Source organism: Burkholderia sp. MSHR3999 (genome assembly GCF_000833595.1).
GTDB classification, from domain to species: domain Bacteria; phylum Pseudomonadota; class Gammaproteobacteria; order Burkholderiales; family Burkholderiaceae; genus Burkholderia; species Burkholderia ubonensis.
Genome location: NZ_JRFO01000007.1, coordinates 399,015 through 420,429, shown reverse-complemented (window position 1 = coordinate 420,429; position 21,415 = coordinate 399,015). Strand labels below are relative to the sequence as shown.

The window sequence follows — 21,415 nt, the reverse complement described above, 5'->3', positions numbered from 1 at the left end:
CGCGGCGCGGCTCTCGCGAGCCGCGCCGCAAGGCGATCAGCCGCCGTAGACGTCGAATGCGAAGTACTTCTTCTCGAGCTTCCTGTACGTGCCGTCCTTCAGCATGTCGGCGATCGCGTGGTCGATCTTCGCCTTCAGGTCGGCGTCTTCCTTGCGCAGGCCGATGCCGGCGCCGTTGCCGAGCGTCTTCGGATCGTCGATGGCGCCGCCGGCGAACTGGAAGCCCGCGCCGCGCGGCGTCTTCAGGAAGCCGATGTCGGCCTGCACCGCATCCTGCAGCGCGGCGTCGAGGCGGCCGGAGATCAGGTCCTGGTACACGCCGTCCTGGTTCTGGTACGGCACGACCTGCACGCCCTTCGGCGCCCAGTACGTCTTCGCGTAGGTTTCCTGGATCGTGCCCTGCTCGACGCCGACCGACTTGCCCTTCAGCGCTTCGGCGCTCGGCTGCACCGCCGAGCCCTTCTTCGCGACCAGACGGGTCGGCGTGTTGAACAGCTTGTCGGAGAACGCGATCTGCTCGGCGCGCGCCGGCGTCATCGACATCGACGACAGCACGCCGTCGAACTTCTTCGCCTTCAGCGCGGGAATCATCCCGTCGAAATCATTCTCGATCCACACGCACTTCGCCTTCAGGCGCGCGCAGATTTCGTTGCCGAGATCGACGTCGAAGCCGACCACCTTGCCGTCGACGCCTTTCGATTCGAAAGGCGGGTAGCTGGCGTCGACGCCGAAGCGGATCGTCGACCAATCCTTGGCATGGGCCCCGACCGTGATGCACGCAAGGGCAACACTGAGCGCGAGTTTCTTCATGGCGTTCCTGTGAATGACGAACTGAACGACGGGCCCGCAGCCGGGCGGGCGACGCCCGCCCTGCCGGCGCGGCGCTGCCGCCGCGAACCCGATCCAACCGGCGCCTCGAATGGTCGCCCAAGTTGTACATACAACTTTGCCGTTTACCCCGTTCCGTCAGCAATCCGTGTTTATCTCTAATTGTCTGGGGATTGTTTTTCGCTGGCGGAATTTCCTTGTATTTCAATTAACTACACATTACGGACGGCTGAATGAACGCGCTCTGGAATGGCGTCGCCCGGCAGCGCACTTGTCTATACCGCATGCGGCGCGGCGCCGACGGCCTCCAGCCCGACCAGCCGGTAGCCGAACTGCAATTCGGTGATCAGGTAACGGGGCGTCGCCGGCGTCTCCTCGAGCTTCTGCCGCAGGTTCGTCATGTAGACCCGCACGTAGTGCGCGCGGTCCGCGTCGTGAACGCCCCAGACCTCCGCGAGCAGTTGCCGCGCGGCGATCACGCCGCCGCGTCCGCGAATCAGCGCGGCGAGCAGCCGGAACTCGAGGCGGGTCAGGTGCACCGGCTCGCCGTCGCGCGCGACTTCGTGCTTGCCGAGGTCGACGACCACGCCGCCGAATCGCACGATCGACGACGCTTGCCCGTCGGTCGACACGACCGCCGCGCGGCGCAGCTGCGCGCGGGCGCGCGCCAGCAGCTCGGGCACGCCGAACGGCTTCGCGAGGTAATCGTCCGCGCCCGCATCGAGCGCGGCGACCTTCTCCACTTCCTGCTGCCGCGCGGACAGCACGATCACCGGCACCGTCGACCAGCCGCGCAGTTCGCGAATGAACGCCTTGCCGTCGTCGTCGGGCAGCCCGAGGTCGACGATCACGAGGTCGGGCTTGCTGCTCGCCGCATACATGCGCGCCTCCCTGGCCGTCGACGCCTCGCAGGCGTCCATGCCCTCCTGTTCCAGCGCCATCCTGACGAAGCGGCGGATATCGGCTTCGTCCTCGACGACGAGCACGCGTGATCGGATCATGTTCGACTCTCGTGTTCGATATCGGGCGGCACGCCCAACGGCAGGCGAATCTCGAACCGCGCGCCGTGCGGTTCGAGCGGCACCGCGCGGATCGACCCGCCGTGCGCATTGACGATGCTCCGGCACAGCGCGAGCCCGAGGCCCACGCCGGCGACCGGCGACGCCGCGCGGCCGCGCTCGAACGGCTCGAACAGCCGCTCGGCGTCGCGTGCGGCGAAGCCGTGGCCGTCGTCGTCGACGCACACGACCATCGCATCGCCGGACACGCGCGCGCGCACCGCCACCGACGCGTCGGCGCCCGCGTGCTTCGCGGCGTTGTCGAGCAGGTTCATCAGCACGCGCTCGACCAGCAGCGCATCGACGTCGATCAGCGGCAGGTCGGCCGGCAGGTCCGCCTTCACGTCGCGGCCGGCGAGCACGCAGGCCGAATGCGCGAGCGCGCTGCCGACGATCTCGTCGAGCATGTGCCATTCGCGGTTCAGCCGCACGCCTTCGCTCTGCATGCGCGCGAGATCGAGCAGGTTCACGACGAGGCCGCGCAACGCCTCGGCCTGATCGCGGATGGCCCGCGCGAGCCCGGCCGGCTGCCCCGGCGCGAGCCGCTCCGGCTGCTCGAGCGTCTCGGCCAGCCCGCGGATCGCGGTCAGCGGCGTCTTCAGGTCGTGCGATACGGCGGCCAGCAGCGCGTTGCGCAGCCGCTCGCCCTCCATCCTGACCATCGTGTGCTGCGCGACGCCGACGTAATGCACGCGCTCCAGCGCCATCGCGATCGACGAGCACAGCGCATCGAGCAGGCGCCGGTCGTCCGGGGACGTCGGTATCGGCTGCGTATCGGCGAGCAGCGCGAGCACGCCGCGCACCCGCATCGGCGCCTTCAGCGGCAGGTAGAGCGCCACCGCGCCGTCGAACGTCGGCGTGCCGCGTCCGGCGGCCTGCGCGCGGTCATAGGTCCAGCGGGCCGCCGACGGATCGACGAACCACGCGTCGCGCGCGATCCGCAGCCTGTCGTCCGCGTCGGGCAGCACGAGCGCGACGTGCACGCCGAGCAGCGGCGCGATCGTGCCGGTGCACACCGACACGATCTGCTCGGTCTCGATCGCCGCGGAAAGGTCGCGCGCCACGCGCGCGAGCGTCGCCGAGCGCTTCTCGTTCGCCCGCGCGGCGCGCGCCTGCGCGCGCAGGCGCGCCGCGAGCTGGCCGATCGCCAGCGCCACCGCGAGCATCAGCGCGAACGTGAACACGTATTGCGTATCGGACACCGCGAACGACCATCTCGGCTCGACGAAGAAGAAGTCGAAGCAGCCGACGCACAGGAACGCCGCCCACGCGCCCGCCACGCGGCCCAGCCGCAGCGAGACGAACACGACCGTCATCAGGAACAGCATCACGACGTTCGACAGGTCGAACACGCGCAGCAGCGCGCTCGCCGCGACGGTCGCCGACCCGCAGATGACGGTGGCCCACGCGAGTGGCGCGTAATAAGGCGACGCGCGATCGTGCAGGCGCGTTCGCACGTGCGCACGCGTGCCGCTGTCGGGCCGGGCCGGCCCGCCGCCCGGGTCGGCCCACGCGAGCCGGGCCGCGCCGCCCGCGCAGGCGTCGAGGATGGTCCGCCATCGGCCGGGGCCCTGTCGCGCCGGCTCCCGGGCGGCGATCTCACGCAGGCGGTTCGTGTGTCGTTGCGTTTCGTTCACGTTCATGCGCAGTCCCCACAAGTCGAATGCCGTCCGGCCCCGCGCCGGTCAGACGAACGGCGTCAGCAGCATGTCGATGAGCTTGATGCCGATGAAGGGTGCGACGACGCCCCCCACGCCATAGATCATCAGGTTGCGCCACAGCAGCTTCTCCGCCGGCTCGGCGCGGTACTTCACGCCCTTCAGCGCGAGCGGGATCAGCGCGACGATGATCAGCGCATTGAAGATCACCGCCGACAGGATCGCCGACGTCGGGCTGTGCAGCCGCATCACGTTCAGCGCGCCGAGCGCCGGATAGGTGGCGACGAACGCCGCCGGAATGATCGCGAAGTACTTCGCGAGATCGTTCGCGACGCTGAACGTCGTCAGCGCGCCGCGCGTCATGATCATCTGCTTGCCGACCTCGACCACCTGCATCAGCTTCGTCGGGCTGCTGTCCAGGTCGACCATGTTGGCCGCTTCCTTGGCCGCCTGCGTGCCGCTGTGCATCGCCACCGCCACGTCGGCCTGGGCCAGCGCCGGCGCGTCGTTGGTGCCGTCGCCCGTCATCGCGACCAGGTGGCCCTTCGCCTGATGCTCGCGAATGAGGCGCAGCTTGTCCTCCGGCGTCGCTTCCGCGAGATAGTCGTCGACGCCCGCCTCCGCCGCGATCGCCGCCGCCGTCAGCCGGTTGTCGCCGGTGATCATCACGGTCTTCACGCCGACCTTGCGCAGCTCCGCGAAGCGCGCCTTGATGCCGTGCTTGACGATGTCCTTCAGCTCGATCGTGCCCAGCACCCGGCTGCCGTCGGCGACCACGAGCGGCGTGCCGCCGCGGCGCGCGATGTCGCTGACCGACGCCTCGACCTCGCCCGGAAACACGCCGCCGAGCGCGGCGACGTGCGCGCGGATCGCGGACGCCGCGCCCTTGCGCACCTGGCGCTCGCCGATGTCGAGCCCGCTCATCCGGGTGCGCGCGCTGAACGGCACCGTGATGCCGCCGTCGACCCCGCGCACGTGCAGGCCGAACCGCTGCTTCGCGAGCGCGACGATCGAGCGCCCTTCCGGCGTCTCGTCCGCGAGCGACGACAACTGCGCGGCTTGCGCGAGCGTGCGCTCGTCCACGCCGGACGCCGGGCGGAACTGCACCGCCTCGCGGTTGCCGAGCGTGATCGTGCCGGTCTTGTCGAGCAGCAGCACGTCGACGTCGCCCGCCGCCTCGATCGCGCGGCCCGACGTGGCGAGCACGTTCGCGCGCATCATGCGGCTCATCCCCGCGATGCCGATCGCCGACAGCAGCGCGCCGATCGTCGTCGGAATCAGGCAGACCAGCAGCGCGATCAGCACGGTCAGGCTCACGGCCGAGCCGGACGCATTGAGCAGCACGCTGAACTGCGAGAACGGCAGCAGCGTCACGCACGCGAGCAGGAAGATGATCGTCAGCGCGACCAGCAGGATCGACAGCGCGATCTCGTTCGGCGTCTTGCCGCGCTTCGCGCCCTCGACCATCGCGATCATGCGGTCGAGGAACGCCTCGCCCGGATTCGCGGTGATCTTCACGACGATCCAGTCGGACAGCACGCGGGTGCCGCCCGTCACCGACGAGAAATCGCCGCCCGACTCGCGGATCACCGGCGCCGATTCGCCGGTGATCGCCGATTCGTCGACCGACGCGACGCCGTCGATCACTTCGCCGTCGGCCGGAATCGTGTCGCCGGCCTCGACGAGCACGATGCTGCCCGCGGCCAGCTCATCGCTCGGCACGCGATGAGTCGTTGCGCCGTAGCGCTTCGGCTCGTCGAGCACCTTCGCATGGACGCGCTTGCGCGCCGCGCGCAGCGCCTCGGCCTGCGCCTTGCCGCGCCCTTCGGCCAGCGCCTCGGCCGCGTTCGCGAACAGCACCGTGAACCACAGCCAGCACGCGACGCCGAAAATGAAGCCGGCCGGCGCGTCGCCGGAACCCGTCAGCGCCTGCAGCCACAGCAGCGTCGTGACGATGCTGCCCAGGTAGACGACGAACATCACGGGGTTCTTCCACTGCACCTGCGGCGCGAGCTTCCTGAACGCCTCGCGCAGCACCAAGGTCCAGCGCATCGGCGCAATGCCGCCGATCGGGGCGGCCGCCTGGTTGATCGAGGTTTCGATATGAGACATGAGTTGACTCCTTTGCCTTCCCTTAGCGCGCGCCGGCCGCTTTGCCGAGCGCGCGGTCGAGCGCCATGTTCAGCTCGAGCACGCGGACGCGCGGCTCGCCGAGCACCGCGAGCTGGCGCGGCGCGGCGACCCGCTCGACGAGCGCCGTCACCTGGTCGGGCGCGACGCCGCGCGCTTTCGCGACCCGCGCCGCCTGCAGCCGCGCATTCGCGATCGAGATTTCCGGATCGAGCCCGGACGCGGACGCCGTCACCGCATCGACCGGCACCGGCGCGTCGGGCGCGAGCCCGTTCTCCTGCCGGTACGCGCGCACGCGCGCCGCGATGTCCGCGAGCAGCTTCTTGCTGGCCGCGCCCTGGTTGCTCGCGCCGCTGCCGGCCGCGTTGTACGGCTGGTCGACGGTCTTCGCCGGATCGGCGGGGTCCGTGCCGACCGTGGCGCTCGGGCGCGGATGGAAGTACTCCGGGCGCGCGAACGACTGCCCGATCACCGCCGAGCCGACGGTGACGCCGTCGCGCACGACCAGGCTGCCGCACGCCTGCGACGGAAACAGCACGTTCGCGACGCCGGTCGTGACCAGCGGGTAAGCGAGGCCCGTGACGAGCATGAACAGCACCGACGATGCGATCACCGGCCTGACGAGGCCGCCGGCGGCGGCCATGAACGACGATCCGGAGACCGGCGCGGCGGCCGGCGCCGCGTGGCGATTGCTTCGAGACATGATGATTTCCTCAGAACAGTTGGCCGCTCGTCATCAGCAGATGCTCGACGATCGGGCCCAGCGCGAGCGCCGGCAGGAACGTGAGGCCGCCGACGACGAGGATCACGAAGACCAGCAGGCCGGCGAACAGGCCCGTCGACGTGGACAGCGTGCCGGCGCTTTCCGGAATGCTTTTCTTGGCGGCGAGGCAGCCGGCGACGGCCAGCATCGGCAGCAGCGTCAGATAGCGGCCGATCAGCATCGCGAAGCCGATCGTCGTGTTGAAGAACGGCGTGTTCGCGTTCAGGCCCGCGAACGCGGAGCCGTTGTTGGCGGTGCCCGACGTGTACGCGTACAGCACCTCGCTGAAGCCGTGCGGCCCGAGGTTGGCGAGACTGGCCATCGTCGCGTGCATCGTCGCGGCGACAGCGGTGAAGCCGAGGATGCTGAACGGATGCGCGAGCACCGCGAGCATCACGAGCTTCATTTCGCGGGCCTCGATCTTCTTGCCGAGAAATTCCGGCGTGCGCCCGATCATCATGCCGACGAGGAACACCGTCAGGATTGCGAACGTGAACAGGTTGATCAGCCCGACGCCGTCGCCGCCGAACACGTTGTTCAGCATCATCTGCGCGAGCGGCACGAGAGCGCCGAGCGGCGTCAGCGAGTCGTGCATCGCATCGACCGAACCCGTGGTCGCGGCCGTCGTGACGGTCGCGAACAGGCTCGTCTGCGCGATGCCGAAGCGCATCTCCTTGCCTTCCATGTTGCCGCCCGGCTGCTCGGCGCTCATGGCCTGATCGACGCCCAGCCCGGCGAGCAGCGGATTGCCGTGCTGCTCGGCCTGGTAGATCACCGCCAGGAAGCCCACGAACATCACGACGAACGCGCCGAGGATCACCCAGCCCTGGCGGCGCCGGCCGATCATGCTGCCGAGCGCATAGGTCAGCGCCGACGGAATCAGCAGCATGCTGAGCATGTGCAGCGTGTTGGTGAGCGGCGTCGGGTTCTCGAACGGATGCGCGGCGTTCATGCTGAAGAAGCCGCCGCCGTTGGTGCCGATGTGCTTGATCGACTCGAGGCTCGCGACCGGGCCCGTCACGATCTGCTGGCGCGCCCCTTCGAGCGTGGTCGCCCACGCGTCCGACGCGAGCGTCTGCGGCATGCCCTGCCACACGTACACCAGCGCCATCACGAAGCACAGCGGCAGCAGCACGCGATAGATCACACGCGTGAAGTCCACCCAGTAGTTGCCGATGTCCGCCGCGTTCCTGCGGCTCAGGCCGCGGATGAAGCCGCCCGCGGCGGCGACGCCGGTCGCCGCGCTGACCGTCATCAGGAACGTGATGACCGCCATCTGCGAGAAGTTCGACAGGCTGCTTTCGCCGGCGTAGGCCTGCCAGTTGGTGTTCGTGATGAACGACGCGGCCGTGTTGAATGCGAGATCGGGGCTCTGCGACGCACGCTGCAGCGAATCGAACGGCAGCATGTCCTGCACGCGCAGCAGCAGATACCCGAGCAGCATCATGCCCGCGTTGCTGAGCAGCAGCACCATCCCGTAACGCTTCCACGACATCGTCTCGGCCGGGTCGACGCCCAGCAGCGCGTAAGTGCGCTGCTCGGCCCACGCGTGGCGCGGGCTGGTGAACGCGTGCGCCAGCCATTTCCCGACGACGGGCGCGAGCGCCAGCATGATCGCCAGCACGATCACGAATTGAATGAGGTTATTGAACATGTCGACGCTCGCTCAAATCCTGTCCAGGCCGTTGATGAAACCGGCCGTCAACACGAAGAACACGAGCGTGAACAGCACGAAAAGCAGATCGCTCATAAGGTTCACCGATATTTTTCCTATTTCCGTTGCAATGCACGAATCAATACCGTTCCGGCTTGATCAACGCATGGAACAGATAGATGAAGAGCGCGACCGAAATGCCCCCCGAAATCCACAACATCGCTTTCCCCTTTTGTTTTGCTTGCCCGGAAAACCCGCGGCACTTGTCGATATCGCCGGCCCGCGCCGCTGCGGCGGCGCATCAGGCCGGACGACGGCCACCCCACGCTCGACGGGAGAATGGGATGCGACAGTGTAGGAATCCGCGTATCAAAGCGGTGTTCAATTTCCTTTCGTGAAGTAAAAAACCTGTAAAGACGCGAAGCGTGCATTTCATATGCGTAACGGGGCAATGCGCGGCGCTTTTATGTGATTTTTTCGAGCGCGCCGTCAGTCTATACACCGTATCTTCAGCGCCATTCCTAAAATGAGCACCATGTTCCAGACGGGATCTCCGTAACGCAGGCAGTGATGCGGCGCGGGGATACATGCATGAAATCGCCCAGATCCGAAGCCGTTTCGATCACGTTTGCGCACGGTCTCCCAGCGCGGCCGGCCGTATCCGGCCCGCGCATCACGCCACGGCCGCGCAGGCACATCTCGGACTATCCGGTGCTGCTGTCGATCCGGGTCGATACCGGCAACCTGGCCGCCGCGCGCCGCATGCTGCACGATGCGCTCGACCCCGCGCTGAACATCTACACGGCGGAGATCAATCGCCAGACCGGCCGCGCGTGCCTGCAAATCGAGCTTGCGAAGTCGCTCGTGTCGCAGGTGATGTCGTCGATCATCCGGCTGCTGCCCGAGGCCGAGCTGGGCGCGATCCGCCCGTCGCGGCGCTGAACGGCACGCGCCGCCTCCCCTCTTTTACCGGTTCAGACGCGCGCCATCGACGCCGATCGCGCGCGTCATTCGCAGCACGCCCGTCGAAACGGGTCTTTCCAGGAAGTCAAACGATGAAAAAAGAAATCGTCGGCGCCCTCGCGGTCGCCGTGCTCAGCGTCACCGCACACGCACAAAGCAGCGTCACCCTCTACGGGATGCTGGATGCCGGCATCGCGTACGTGAACAACCAGTCGGGCAAGAGCGTCTGGCAGCAAGGCAGCGGGCTGCTGTCGAACACGGTGTTCGGCCTGAACGGCGCGGAAGATCTCGGCGGCGGCCTGCACGCGATCTTCCGGCTCGAGAGCGGATTCAACCTGAACAACGGCACGCAGTCCTACAAGGATTCGATGTTCGGCCGTCGCGCGTACGTCGGCCTGCAGGACGACCGCTACGGCACGCTGACCCTCGGCCGGCAATACGACGCCGTCGTCGATTATCTCGGCCCGATCGCGATGTCGAACAACGGCGACGGCAACAACCTTGCCGCGCACCCGTTCGACAACGACAACGTCGACGATTCGTTCTACATCGACAATGCGGTCAAGTACGCGAGCCCGACGATCGCCGGGTTTCAGTTCGCCGGCCTGTACGGCTTCAGCAACCAGCCCGGCTTCGCGAACAACCGCGCTTACAGCGCCGGCGTGTCGTATGCGAACGGTCCGGTCAACTTCGGCGCCGCGTACCTGCAGCTCAATCGCGGCGGCCTGACCACGGGCGGCGCGCTGTCGACCAACGACAACGCGAGCTTTCCGTCGGCCCGCCAGCGCGTGATGGGCGCGGGCGGCAGCTACACGTTCGAGCGGCTGACGGTCGGCGCGCTGTGGACGCATTCGATGTTCGACCGGACGGCCGCCTCGTCGCTGCCGGGCGCGCCGAATTCGCTGCGCTTCGACAACTACGAAGTCAACGCCCGGTATGCGCTGAACTCTGCGGTGTCGTTCGCCGGCGCCTATACGTTTACCGACGGCCGCTTCGACGACGCCGCCGGCAGCCGGCGCCCGAAATGGCATCAGGTCACGCTGATGGCCGACTACGCGCTGAGCAAGCGCACCGACGTGTATGCGGAAACCGTGTACCAGCACCAGTCCGGCGTGGCATCGGGCACGACGCTCGGCTTCGCGAGCATCAACGGACTGGGCGCGTCGTCGACGAACACGCAGGTCGCGGCGACCGTCGGCATCCGGCACCGGTTCTGACGGGCCACCGACGCGCGGCTCTGTGCAATCCCGCATGGACGCGCGTCGCACAAACGGGGATCATCCAAGGAAATCGGACCGGTGCGTCCGCGAAACCGGTACACTCGGCGCCGGGCGCGCGCCGGGCCGGCATTCGGCGGCGGGCGGCCACCGCTTCTTGAACTGCGATCCCATGACCACACCGATCTATCAGGAAATCAAGGATTTCATCCTGGCGCGGATCCACGCCGGCGAATGGGCGGAAGGCGACCAGGTGCCGTCGGAGAACGAACTCGCGCGCGAATTCAACGTCGCGCGGATGACCGTCAACCGCGCGCTGCGCGAGCTGACGGCCGAGCAGGTGCTGACGCGCACCCGCGGCTCCGGCACGTTCGTCGCGACGCCGAAGTACGAGTCGACGCTCGTCGCGATCCGCAGCATCTCGGACGAAGTCGGCGCGCGCGGCCACGGCTATCGCGCGCAGGTGCTGCAGGTCGGCGCGACGGTCGCCGACGCGAAGCTCGCCGACGAGATGCAGCTCGACGCCGGCAAGCCGATCTTCCATTCGCGCGTGCTGCACTTCGAGAACGACACGCCCGTGCAGCTCGAGGAGCGCTGGGTCAATCCGGCCTGCGCGCCCGACTACGCGCTGCAGGACTTCACGACGACGACGCCGAACCAGTACCTGACGCGCGTCGCGCCGCTGCAGCGCGTCGAATACCGGATCGAGGCCGCGATGCCCGATGCGGAAACGCGCCGCCTGCTGACGATGGACGAGCGCGAGCCGTGCCTGATGCTGCACCGGCGCACGTGGTCGCAAGGCGTCGTCGCGTCGACGGTCAATCTGTGGCATCCGGGCAGCCGGTACCGCTTCACCGGGCATTTCTGACGCGGGCCTGCGCCCGCCCGCTCGCGCCCCATCGCTCGATCGCGGCGACCGCCCGCCGCAACCCGTGCTCTTGCGCGATGCGCCGCCCCAGTTCGGCGGCGCGCGCCTGCACGTCGCCGCGCTGCGCAAACGCGATGCCGCGCGCAAGCTCGGCGGCCCGCAGCCGCCTGCCCGCCACCGGCGCGCCGGCCACGCCGAGCCGCTGAAGCCGGTTCGCCCAGAAGAACTGGTCGCCCGCGAACGGCGCCACCACCGACGGCACGCCCGCGCGCGCCGCCGAGTGCGTGGTGCCCGATCCGCCGTGATGAATCACCATCGACGTGCGCGGAAACAGCCAGCGATGCGGCGTGTCGCCGACGACGAACACGTGCTTCGGCAGCGCGGACGTGTCGATCCCGCTCCATCCCGGATAGAACAGCGCGCGGCGGCCGTCGAGCGCCGTCACCAGCGCATCCGTCAGCGACGCGCGATCGAAACCCGCCATGCTGCCGAAGCCGACATAGACCGGCGGCTCGCCCGCGGCGAGAAACGCGTCGAGCGCCGCCGGCGGCGTCCACGCCGGATCGTCGACGCTCCATTGCCCGCACGCGCACGCGTTGTCCGGCCAGTCGGCGGGGCCTGACAGCAGCGCCGGCGACACGCCGTACAGCATCGGATGCCCGGTCCAGACGCGCTTGCGCGGCGGCAACCCGCAGACGCTCGCGCGCGCCGCGTTGGTCGCGCGCCGGAACGCCTGCCACAGCAGCGCATTCACGAGCCGGTGGCTCGCGCGGTTGAGCCAGCGCGGCAGCTTGTCCGGCGGCAGGAACGGCGACGGAAAGCCGGCGGTGGGCGTGATCGGGATCAGCCCCGCGCCGATCGCGGGAACGCCACGATACTCGGCGACCGACAGGCCGACGAACGCCGCGAGCCCCGACACGACGATCGCGTCGCAGCCCGCCGACGCATCGGCGACTTCGCGCATCCACGCGGCGGTGTTCGCATTCGCGATCGCCGCGAGCGCCTTCGACGTGTCGTTGAAGCCGCCCCGCCCGCTCACCGCGTCCGACAGCGCTTCGCCCGGTGCGAGCGCGCGGCGGATGTCGCCCGACAGCGCGGCCGACGGCACGCCGAGCGCGGCGGCCGAGCCGAGCGTCGCGGCATCGGCCAGCAGCCGCACCTCGTGGCCGGCGTCGAGCAGCGCACGGCCGAGCGCCGCGAGCGGGCGCGTATCGCCTTCGGTGCCGTAGGTGACGATGACGAGCTTCATGCGAGAACCCCTTGTGCGCGACGCGCCGGAATGGCGCCATAAAAATACACGTCGTATACTAATGCAATTCGTACACTTTCCGTGAAGACCTTCGCCATGACCTCCATCGCCGACGATCCGGGCCGCCGCGCGCGCAAGCGCATCCAGATGCTCGCGCATCTCGCGGAGACCGCCGCGCGCCTGTTCGACGCACACGGCTACGAAGCGGTCACGATGGAGCAGATCGCTGCGGAGGCCGACGTCGCGAAGCGCACGCTGTACAACCACTTTCCGACGAAGGAAGCCGTGCTCGCGCACTGGCTCGAACGCGAACTGGAACGCGATCTCGCGCATCTGCAACGCGACGTCGCGCGACGCAAGACCTTCGCATCCCGAATCGCGTGCGTGCTCGACGCGTCGGCCGCATGGTGCGAGCAGCATCCGGTCTATCTGCTCGCGTACCTGCGGCATCGCTTCCTGAGCATCGGCGTAGCGGAAGCGGAAAGCGGCAGCGACATCGCGCTCGTCTGGAAACAGCTGATCGTCGCCGGCCAGCAAGCCGGCGAACTGAACGGCGCGCTCTGCGCCGATCAGCTCGCGACGTGGTTCCACCACCTGTATCTCGCGGCGATGCTGCGCTGGCTGAATGTGCCGGGGCTGTCGCTGAAGCGCGAGTTCCAGGCGGTCGCCCGGCTGTTCGTCGAAGGGGCGAAGGCGTAAGCGGCGCGGCATCGCCGCCGATGTATGCCAACCGTAAGCCCGCGTAGCCGTTGCGACACACCGGCCATGCCAAATTCACCGCGCAGCAGTATGCTGATGACGTACGGCTGCGCAAGGTGCCCCGGGCAAACCCTGCATGCGCGTGTTGCGCGTCGCCGTCGCGATCGCAAACCTGTTTGCAAGGAGGAATTCGTGATGGCCGCCACGCATCATTTCCACCTCGAACTGCGGCACGCCAGCGTGCCGACCTATTTCGTCAGCTACCTGTTCCCCGCGCTGCTGTTCGTCTACGAGCTGCTGCGCGTCGGCCAGTGGATCCGCGATCACGGGATGCACTTCGCCGGCTTCAAGGGGATGGGCTACGAATACCTGCTGATGCTGCTGTTCGTCGGCCTGCAGATCGTCATCGAAGCGCTGTACCTGCTCGGCGCGGCGATGCGCAAGGACCGGGATTTCGAGCACCGGCTGCCGAACGTGGTCCTCGGCATCGGCTGTTCGATCGCGCTGCTCGCGATCGACCTCGCGATTCAGCTCGCATTCTGAACGTCCGCTGCCCGCCGCCGGCTCGGGCGTTCAAGCGCCCGAGCGGTGCGGCACGCGCCCGCGTTCCTTCAGCGTCGTGATGGTTGACGGTTGGGCCACGGGTCGTCGCTAACGGGCCGGGCGCGAAATCACCAGGATCGACAGCACTGCATCCGCATCGTCGATCGTGCCGGTTGCGGGAAGCGCCGCACCGTCACGCGAGGTCAGGCCGCACACCAGCGACAGCAACGGTTGTCCGCCCATCCAGTCGGGGCTCGGCTGCGACAGGCTCACCTTGACCGGCGATCGGTTCATGAAGGAAACCGGCACGACGTATCGCTGCACCAGGATCTGTCCGGAACCCGTCTCCATCGCGCGCAGCCTTTGCTTCACGCGCGCTGCGTCGCCGCAGTGCTGTTCGACCAGACGGGCAAAGCGCGCACTCGTCACCTCTTCCAGGCTGAACTGCGGCAGCGCCTGATAGCGGATCGTCATTACGCCCGTCGAATCAGGCGACGCCGGAACGACCCAGGAGTACGACACGAACCCTTCCCAATCGCGGCCATCCTCCAGCTTCATGCCGAGTTGCGGCTTGATTCGGGCAACCTGCGCGGAATCGCGCTCTTCGCTCGGCAGCGTATCCAGGCCAGCCGCCCTGACCTCGCCAGTCACGTCCTTGCCGAGAAAGAACGCGCGCCGCTCGGCGACAAGCGGAATCGCCGTTCCGCCAAAGGCCACCGTCAGACCGGAAAAGCGCTTGTCGTCATGCTCCTCGCCGGCGCCGAGGCGGTGAAACAAAGGCGTGTACGCGTAGTACCCGCTCTTCACCCAGGCATGCGTTTCATTGCGCAAGCGTGCGGCAACCGTGACCGTTTTTCCGTCCAGCGACACATCGATATCGGATGGCCGGGCATTGCGTTGCATCGCGCCGATCGTCAGCGGCACCGCATCCTCAAACTCGAATGCATGTGCACAAGCGGCCGCCATCATCGCAACCGCCCCGATGAGCGTTCGTTTCGCGTTCTTCATCATTTGGCACGCCATCCAGCGCTCACACCCCATGCCGCGTCAGGAAATCCTTCACCGCGTCGAGCACGTCGGCCGTGCGCTCGCGGTGCGGCACGTGCCCGCATTCCTTCAGCATCATGACGGACGACGGTCCGGCCACGCGCGACGCGATGCGGTTCGGGTGCGCGGACGAGCCGTATTCGTCCTGCGAACCATGGATCGCCAGCGTCGGGCAGCGCACCTGCGGCAGCACGTCGTCCAGGCTCCAGTCGCGAAACGCCGCCGACAGCCACGTATCGACCCACGCGCGCAACACCCATTCAGCCTTGTCGCCGTGATGGCGCGCGAGACGGTCGAGCTGGCCGGGCTCGGCGAACTGGCGTTCGCTCTCGCGAATGCCCGCCAGCGTGCGCTCCTCGACGAACGCCTGCGCCGCGACGGTCACGAGCGCGCGGCATCGATCGGGATAAGCCGCCGCGCATCCCACCGCCATCCCGCCGCCGACGCTGTGGCCGAACGCGACGAACGACGCGAAGCCGAGCTGCTCGCGCAGCGCGCGAAATGCGTGGTCCGCCTCGTCGCGCACGAACGTCGCGGTCAAACGCGCCGGATGCGGATCGGAGCGGCCGAAGCCGAGCCGGTCGTACGCGATCACGTCGCGCTGCGTCGCCTGCGCAAGCCGCTCCGGAAAGTCCCGCCACAACCCGACGCTGCCGAGCGAATCGTGCAGCAGCACGATCGGGCCGGCGGCCGCATCGGCCACCGGCGCGCCGCGCCAGCGTTTCGCGAAGAGGCGCCCTTGAGGCGTCTCGATCCAGGTCTCGTCGTGTGCGGTATGCGTCATGTCGATTGTCGTTTGCGTGAAAGCGGCCGGCACCTTCCGGCCGCGCCGAACGCCGGCCATGTTGGCGCGGCGCTGCGCATCGCGTCAAGCCTGCGCGCCGGCGCTCACGCCTGCTGCGGCGGCAGGTACGCCATCTTCGCCTCGTCGTACAGCCGGTAGATCAGCGCCTGCATCGCGCGGATGTCCTCCGATTCGTCGAGCATCCGCATGCTCATGATGATCGGCGACACGAGGTTCGGATCGTCGAGCGGCTTGTAGCTGATGTCGTCGCGCTTCAGCCCGTACACGCTGTGCGGCACGACCGACACGCCCTCGCCCGCCGCGACGAGCCCGAGCGCGATCTGCAGCTCGCGGGTCTCGTAGATCCTGCGCGGCTTCAGCGCGCGGTCGTGGAACGCGGCGAGCACCTGGTCGGCGTAGCTCGGCCGCGGCGCCTTCGGAAAAATGATCAGCGTGTCGTTGACGAGGTCGTGCAGCGACAGCACCTCCTTCGCGCCGTCGAGCGCATGGCCGACCGGCAGCGCGACGATCATCCGCTCCTCGCGCAGCACGACGCGCCGCACGCTCGGGTCCTCGTGGCGGATGCGCCCGAACCCGACGTCGATGCGCCCTTCCTTCAGCGCCTTGATCTGGTCCATCGTCGACAGCTCCTGCAGGCTCAGCTCGACCGCCGGGAATTCGTCGCGATAGCGCCGGATGATCTTCGGCAGCATCCCGTACAGCGTCGAGCCGACGAAGCCGATCGACAGGCTGCGCTCGATCTTGCCGACGCGCTTGGTCATCGATTCCAGCTCGGCCGTCTGCGCAAGCAGCTGCACCGCATGCGAATGGAAGAAGCGCCCCGCGTCGGTCAGCTTCAGCGGCCGCGCGTTGCGCTCGAACAGCGGCACGCCGAGCAGTTCCTCGAGCTGCTGGATCTGGCGGCTCAGCGGCGGCTGCGCGATGTGCAGCCGCTCCGCCGCGCGCGTGAAATTCCGCTCCTCGGCCACCGCGACGAAATAACGAAGGTGTCGCAACTCCATTTCAATACCTCTTGGATATGAAACTGATACTAAATCAGTGTTGGACGACGCATTTCGCGCGCAACTATCCTTCAACTGCCTGCTCGGAACCCCACAACTATACCCCCAGGGCATCAACGCTCCAATCGGTCCGTGCCGGCGAAGATCAGAGGAAATGCGCGCATCCCGCCGGATCGCGGCCCATCAGAGTCAGGAGAAGACAGTGACCCACAGTGACATCGAAGCCCTCGTCGAAGGGTTCATCGTCGGCGCCGCGCACGGCGAAGCCGATCCCCGCATCCGGCAGGTCGTGGTCCGCCTGACGGCCGACCTGTTCAAGGCGATCGAGGATCTCGACCTGACCCCGTCCGAGGTGTGGAAAGGCATCGAATACCTGTCCGAAGCCGGCGCGACGCAGGAGCTCGGCCTGCTCGCCGCGGGCCTCGGCCTCGAGCGCTTCCTCGACATCCGCATGGACGAGGCCGAAGCGCAGGCCGGCCTGACGGGCGGCACGCCGCGCACGATCGAAGGCCCGCTGTACGTGGCCGGCGCGCCGGCGAGCATCGGCTTCGCGCGCCTCGACGACGGCGCGGACGATGCGCACGGCGACGTCCTGTTCATGCAGGGCACCGTGTACGGCGACGACGGCGCGCCGCTCGCGGGCGCGAAGGTCGAGGTCTGGCACGCGAACCTGCAGGGCAACTACTCGTTCTTCGACAAGACGCAAAGCGCGTTCAACCTGCGCCGCACGATCGTCACCGACGCGCGTGGCCGCTACCAGTTTCGCAGCATCGTGCCGGTCGGCTACGGCTGCCCGCCGGACGGCACCACGCAGCGCCTGCTCGACAAGCTCGGCCGCCATGGCCGCCGCCCCGCGCACATCCATTTCTTCGTGTCCGCGCCGGGCCACCGCAAGCTGACCACGCAGATCAACATCGACGGCGACGCGTACCTGTGGGACGACTTCGCGTTCGCGAGCCGCGAGGGCCTCGTGCCCGCGATCCAGCGCGTGAGCGCGCCCGCGGTGCTCGACGGCCACGGCGTCGACCGGCCGTTCGCGTCGATCGATTTCGATTTCCGGCTGCACGGCGAGCACGCCGCGGCGCCGGACGCGGAAGTGACGCGCATCCGCGCCGCCGCCTGAACCGCTTCGGCGGTGCGCGCCGGGAGCGCGCGCCGCCCGTGAGCGCCTTACGTGGGACCGGACCCGACACGCGCCCCGGCCGACGAAACTGGAGACACCCGATGATCCCGATCTACCTGAAACGCGCACCCGCCGTGCGCACGCTCGACGACTTCCTCATCGAGGACAAGGCGCGCGGCGACTATCGCCTGCATCGCAGCGCCTTCACCGACGAAGCGCTGTTCGAGCTGGAAATGAAGCACATCTTCGAAGGCAACTGGATCTACCTCGCGCACGAGAGCCAGATTCCGAGCGTCAACGATTACTACACGACGCACATCGGCCGCCAGCCGATCTTCATCGCGCGCAACCGCCAGGGCGAGCTGAACGCGTTCGTCAACGCCTGCACGCACCGCGGCGCGATGCTGTGCCGCCACAAGCGCGGCAACAAGGCGACCTATACGTGCCCGTTCCACGGCTGGACCTTCAACAACAGCGGCAAGCTGCTGAAGGTGAAGGACCCGGAAGACGCCGGCTATCCCGAGTGCTTCAACAAGGAAGGCTCGCACGACCTGAAGAAGGTCGCGCGCTTCGAGAGCTATCGCGGCTTCCTGTTCGGCAGCCTGAACCCCGACGTGCCGCCGTTGCAGGACCACCTCGGCGAAGCGGCGCGGATCATCGACATGATCGTCGATCAGTCATCCGAAGGACTCGAAGTGCTGCGCGGCGCGTCGACCTACACGTACGAAGGCAACTGGAAGCTGACCGCCGAGAACGGCGCGGACGGCTACCACGTGTCGGCCGTGCACTGGAACTACGCGGCGACGACGAACCATCGCAAGGAGCAGAACGCGCGCGAGGACAAGATCCGCGCGATGGATGCCGGCAGCTGGGGGCGCCAGGGCGGCGGCTTCTATGCGTTCGAACGCGGCCACATGCTGCTGTGGACGCGCTGGTCGAATCCCGAGGACCGCCCGAACTTCAACCGCCGCGACGAATTCGCCGCGCGCTGCGGCAGCGAGCGCGCCGACTGGATGATCCAGCACTCGCGCAACCTGTGCCTGTACCCGAACGTGTACCTGATGGACCAGTTCGGCTCGCAGATCCGCGTGCTGCGCCCGCTGTCGGTGAACCGCACCGAAGTGACGATCTACTGCATCGCGCCGAAGGGCGAGGACGCCGACGCGCGCGCGCGCCGCATCCGCCAGTACGAGGACTTCTTCAACGTCAGCGGCATGGCGACGCCCGACGACCTCGAGGAATTCCGCGCATGCCAGCAAGGCTATGCGGGCATCGCGGTCGCGTGGAACGACATGTGCCGCGGCTCGACGCACTGGATCGACGGCCCGGACGACGCCGCGCGCAGGATCGGCCTGAACCCGGTGATGAGCGGCGTGAAGACGGAGGACGAAGGGCTTTATACGGTGCAGCACCGCTACTGGGCCGACACGATGAGGAAGGCTATCGAAGCCGAAAGGAGCCACGCATGAACCCGATCTCGATCGCCGACGTCCAGGCGTTCCTGTACCGCGAAAGCCGCCTGCTCGACGACGAGCAGTGGGACGACTGGCTCGCGTGCTACCACCCGGACGCGCAGTTCTGGATGCCGTCGTGGGACGACGACGACGCGCTCGTCACCGATCCGCAGCGCGAGATCTCGCTGATCTTCTACCCGAACCGGCAAGGCCTCGAGGATCGCGTGTTCCGCATCAAGACCGAGCGCTCGAGCGCGACGATGCCCGACACGCGCACGAGCCACAACATCGCGAACGTCGAGCTGGAAAAGCACGAAGACGGCGTCTGCACGGTGCGCTTCAACTGGCACACGCTGAGCTTTCGCTACAAGACCGTGTCGACCTATTTCGGCATGTCGCGCTACGTGATCGATTTCAACGGCAATGCGCCGCAGATCCTGAACAAGTACGTCGTGCTGAAGAACGACTACATCAATCAGGTGATCGACGTCTATCACATCTAGTCCATCCGGAGATCGGGGAGACGATCATGGAACACACCATCGCGCTTCAATTCGAAGACGGCGTGACCCGCTTCATCGCGTGCCGCGACGGCGAAAAGCTGTCCGACGCCGCGTACCGCCAGCAGATCAACATCCCGCTCGACTGCCGCGACGGCGCATGCGGCACCTGCCGCTGCCATTGCGAATCGGGCAACTACGAGCTGCCCGAATCGAGCTACATCGAAGACGCGCTGACTGCCGACGAAGCGTCGCAACGCTACGTGCTCGCATGCCAGACGCGCCCGCGCGGCGACTGCGTGATTCGCGTGCCGGCGTCGTCGACCGCCTGCAAGACGGGCGCCGCGCGCCATGAAGGCACGCTCGCGGCCGTCGACCGGCTGTCGGACTCGACGATCCATTTCGCGATCGACCTCGACGCGCCCGACCAGCTCGGCTTCCTCGCCGGACAATACGTGAACGTCGAGATTCCCGGCACGACGTCGTCGCGCTCGTATTCGTTCAGCTCGCAGCCGGGCGCGTCGCGCGTGTCGTTCATCGTGCGCAACGTGCCGGGCGGCCGGATGAGCGGCTACCTCGCGCAGGACGCCGCGCCCGGCCAGCGGATCGCATTCTCGGGCCCGCACGGCAGCTTCTACCTGCGCGACGCGGCGCGGCCCGCGCTGTTCCTCGCGGGCGGCACCGGCATCGCGCCGTTCCTGTCGATGCTCGACGTGTGCGCGGCGCGCACGAACGGCGATCGCGATGGCGCACCACCGGTGCGCATGGTGTACGGCGTGACGCACGACGCCGACCTCGTCGCGCTCGACCAGCTCGACGACGTCACGCGCCGCCTGCCCGGCTTCGAATACCGCACCTGCGTCGCCGACGCCGGCAGCGCGCATCCGCGCAAGGGCTACGTGACCGCGCACGTCGATCCCGCGTGGCTCAACGACGGCGACGTCGACATCTACCTGTGCGGCCCGGTGCCGATGGTCGACGCGGTGCAGGCGTGGCTGCGCGAATGCGGCGTGACGCCGGCCAACCTGTATTTCGAAAAATTCTCGTCGAGCAACGCCGCATGAACACGCCCCATCCGAACCGCTTCGCGGACAAGGTCGTCGTCGTCACCGGCGCCGGCCAGGGAATCGGCCGCGGCGTCGCGCTGCGTGCCGCCCGGGAAGGCGCGACGCTCGTGCTCGTCGACCGCGCGCCGACCGTGCGCGACGTCGCCGCCGACATCGAACGGGAAGGCGGCCGCGCGATCGCCGTGCTCGCCGACCTGGAAACGGCCGAAGGCGCCGCGCAGATGGCGCAGGCTGCGCTCGACGCGTTCGGCCGGATCGACGCGCTGGTCAACAACGTCGGCGGCACGATCTGGGCGAAGCCGTTCGACGCGTACGAGCCGCGCCAGATCGACGCGGAGATCCGCCGCTCGCTGTTCCCGACGCTGTGGTGCTGCCACGCGGTGCTGCCGGCGATGATCGCGCGCAAGCGCGGCACGATCGTCAACGTGTCGTCGATCGCAACGCGCAGCATCCACCGGATTCCGTACGCGGCCGCGAAAGGCGGCGTCAATGCGCTGACCGCGAGCCTCGCGTTCGAGCAGGCGCACAACGGCATCCGCGTGAACGCGGTCGCGACCGGCGGCACCGAAGCGCCGCCGCGCATCGTGCCGCGCAACACCGAGCCGCAGAGCGAACAGGAAACGCGCTGGTATCAGGCGATCGTCGACCAGACGGTCGCGTCGAGCCCGATGCATCGCTACGGCACGATCGACGAGCAGGTCGGCGCGATCCTGTTCCTCGCATCCGACGAGGCGTCGTACATCACCGGGTCGGTGCTGCCGGTGGGGGGTGGGGATCAGGGGTGATGC

21 protein-coding genes are annotated in these 21,415 nt (G+C 68.0%); 11 read left to right on the top strand and 10 right to left on the bottom strand.

What is annotated here, in order from left to right:
- Positions 1–36: 36 nt before the first annotated feature.
- The 6 genes from KY49_RS25405 to kdpA all read right to left on the bottom strand — a co-directional run bounded on the left by KY49_RS25405 (position 37) and on the right by kdpA (position 8,091).
- A complete protein-coding gene (locus tag KY49_RS25405; protein WP_042587215.1) occupies positions 37–810 on the bottom strand; it encodes an ABC transporter substrate-binding protein in 774 nt (257 codons plus the stop codon).
- A 293-nt stretch (positions 811–1,103) separates the two neighbouring features.
- Positions 1,104–1,829, bottom strand: coding sequence for a response regulator (locus KY49_RS25400; RefSeq protein ID WP_042587214.1), 726 nt, complete (start codon positions 1,827–1,829; stop codon positions 1,104–1,106).
- The gene (locus KY49_RS25395; protein ID WP_042587213.1) at positions 1,826–3,529 is read right to left on the bottom strand and encodes a DUF4118 domain-containing protein; all 1,704 of its coding nucleotides are present in this window, start codon (positions 3,527–3,529) and stop codon (positions 1,826–1,828) included. Before KY49_RS25395 ends, KY49_RS25400 begins: the two co-directional genes overlap by 4 nt.
- Before the next feature lie 42 nt (positions 3,530–3,571).
- Entirely contained in the window at positions 3,572–5,656 is a 2,085-nt protein-coding gene (kdpB, locus tag KY49_RS25390) for a potassium-transporting ATPase subunit KdpB (RefSeq protein ID WP_442854647.1), read from the bottom strand.
- A gap of 22 nt (positions 5,657–5,678) precedes the next feature.
- Positions 5,679–6,377: a potassium-transporting ATPase subunit KdpC gene (gene kdpC / locus KY49_RS25385; protein ID WP_082062442.1), complete on the bottom strand. Its 699-nt coding sequence runs from the start codon at positions 6,375–6,377 to the stop codon at positions 5,679–5,681.
- 10 nt (positions 6,378–6,387) lie between these two features.
- Positions 6,388–8,091, bottom strand: a complete 1,704-nt coding sequence (gene kdpA, locus KY49_RS25380; protein WP_042587212.1) for a potassium-transporting ATPase subunit KdpA — start codon at positions 8,089–8,091, stop codon at positions 6,388–6,390.
- Between kdpA and KY49_RS38770 the strand changes: the two genes are divergently transcribed.
- The 4 genes from KY49_RS38770 (at position 8,090) to hutC (ending at position 11,139) form a co-directional block, all read left to right on the top strand.
- Positions 8,090–8,449 (top strand): hypothetical protein, encoded by a 360-nt coding sequence (locus KY49_RS38770; protein ID WP_231636485.1) that lies wholly within the window; start codon positions 8,090–8,092, stop codon positions 8,447–8,449. The genes kdpA and KY49_RS38770 overlap by 2 nt on opposite strands.
- Positions 8,450–8,682: 233 nt before the next feature.
- The gene (locus KY49_RS25375; protein WP_231636484.1) at positions 8,683–9,033 is read left to right on the top strand and encodes a hypothetical protein; all 351 of its coding nucleotides are present in this window, start codon (positions 8,683–8,685) and stop codon (positions 9,031–9,033) included.
- Between the two features lie 113 nt (positions 9,034–9,146).
- Complete coding sequence (locus KY49_RS25370) at positions 9,147–10,271, top strand: porin (protein WP_042587210.1); 1,125 nt, start codon at positions 9,147–9,149, stop codon at positions 10,269–10,271.
- A 172-nt stretch (positions 10,272–10,443) separates the two neighbouring features.
- Positions 10,444–11,139 (top strand): histidine utilization repressor, encoded by a 696-nt coding sequence (gene hutC, locus KY49_RS25365; protein ID WP_042588724.1) that lies wholly within the window; start codon positions 10,444–10,446, stop codon positions 11,137–11,139.
- Here hutC and KY49_RS25360 read toward each other — a convergent pair.
- A complete protein-coding gene (locus KY49_RS25360) occupies positions 11,123–12,388 on the bottom strand; it encodes a glycosyltransferase (RefSeq protein ID WP_042587209.1) in 1,266 nt (421 codons plus the stop codon). The genes hutC and KY49_RS25360 overlap by 17 nt on opposite strands.
- A 96-nt stretch (positions 12,389–12,484) precedes the next feature.
- On the opposite strand from KY49_RS25360, the gene KY49_RS25355 reads away from it, so the two are divergent.
- Together KY49_RS25355 and KY49_RS25350 are read left to right on the top strand one after the other, a co-directional pair.
- Positions 12,485–13,087 (top strand): TetR/AcrR family transcriptional regulator, encoded by a 603-nt coding sequence (locus KY49_RS25355; protein ID WP_042587208.1) that lies wholly within the window; start codon positions 12,485–12,487, stop codon positions 13,085–13,087.
- A gap of 195 nt (positions 13,088–13,282) precedes the next feature.
- Entirely contained in the window at positions 13,283–13,630 is a 348-nt protein-coding gene (locus KY49_RS25350; RefSeq protein WP_042587207.1) for a hypothetical protein, read from the top strand.
- A gap of 108 nt (positions 13,631–13,738) precedes the next feature.
- Here the strand turns inward: KY49_RS25350 and KY49_RS25345 are convergent, their stop codons facing one another.
- The 3 genes from KY49_RS25345 to KY49_RS25335 all read right to left on the bottom strand — a co-directional run bounded on the left by KY49_RS25345 (position 13,739) and on the right by KY49_RS25335 (position 16,483).
- Positions 13,739–14,641: a hypothetical protein gene (locus KY49_RS25345; protein WP_156162610.1), complete on the bottom strand. Its 903-nt coding sequence runs from the start codon at positions 14,639–14,641 to the stop codon at positions 13,739–13,741.
- A 19-nt stretch (positions 14,642–14,660) separates the two neighbouring features.
- On the bottom strand, positions 14,661–15,461 hold the full coding sequence (locus KY49_RS25340; protein WP_042588723.1) for an alpha/beta fold hydrolase: 801 nt from the start codon (positions 15,459–15,461) through the stop codon (positions 14,661–14,663).
- Positions 15,462–15,565: 104 nt separating this feature from the next.
- On the bottom strand, positions 15,566–16,483 hold the full coding sequence (locus tag KY49_RS25335; protein WP_042587205.1) for a LysR family transcriptional regulator: 918 nt from the start codon (positions 16,481–16,483) through the stop codon (positions 15,566–15,568).
- Positions 16,484–16,685: 202 nt separating this feature from the next.
- Here KY49_RS25335 and catA point away from each other — a divergent pair, with 202 nt between their 5' ends.
- The 5 genes from catA (at position 16,686) to KY49_RS25310 (ending at position 21,412) form a co-directional block, all read left to right on the top strand.
- A complete protein-coding gene (catA, locus tag KY49_RS25330; RefSeq protein WP_042588722.1) occupies positions 16,686–17,606 on the top strand; it encodes a catechol 1,2-dioxygenase in 921 nt (306 codons plus the stop codon).
- Positions 17,607–17,707: 101 nt separating this feature from the next.
- A complete protein-coding gene (benA, locus tag KY49_RS25325) occupies positions 17,708–19,075 on the top strand; it encodes a benzoate 1,2-dioxygenase large subunit (protein ID WP_042587204.1) in 1,368 nt (455 codons plus the stop codon).
- Positions 19,072–19,563 (top strand): benzoate 1,2-dioxygenase small subunit, encoded by a 492-nt coding sequence (gene benB, locus KY49_RS25320; protein WP_042587203.1) that lies wholly within the window; start codon positions 19,072–19,074, stop codon positions 19,561–19,563. Before benA ends, benB begins: the two co-directional genes overlap by 4 nt.
- 26 nt (positions 19,564–19,589) lie before the next feature.
- Positions 19,590–20,624 carry a benzoate 1,2-dioxygenase electron transfer component BenC gene (gene benC, locus KY49_RS25315; protein ID WP_042587202.1) on the top strand — a complete coding sequence of 345 codons (1,035 nt, stop codon included), beginning with the start codon at positions 19,590–19,592 and terminating at the stop codon, positions 20,622–20,624.
- On the top strand, positions 20,621–21,412 hold the full coding sequence (locus KY49_RS25310) for a 1,6-dihydroxycyclohexa-2,4-diene-1-carboxylate dehydrogenase (RefSeq protein WP_042587201.1): 792 nt from the start codon (positions 20,621–20,623) through the stop codon (positions 21,410–21,412). The genes benC and KY49_RS25310 overlap by 4 nt, the downstream gene beginning before the upstream one ends.
- Positions 21,413–21,415: the final 3 nt, after the last annotated feature.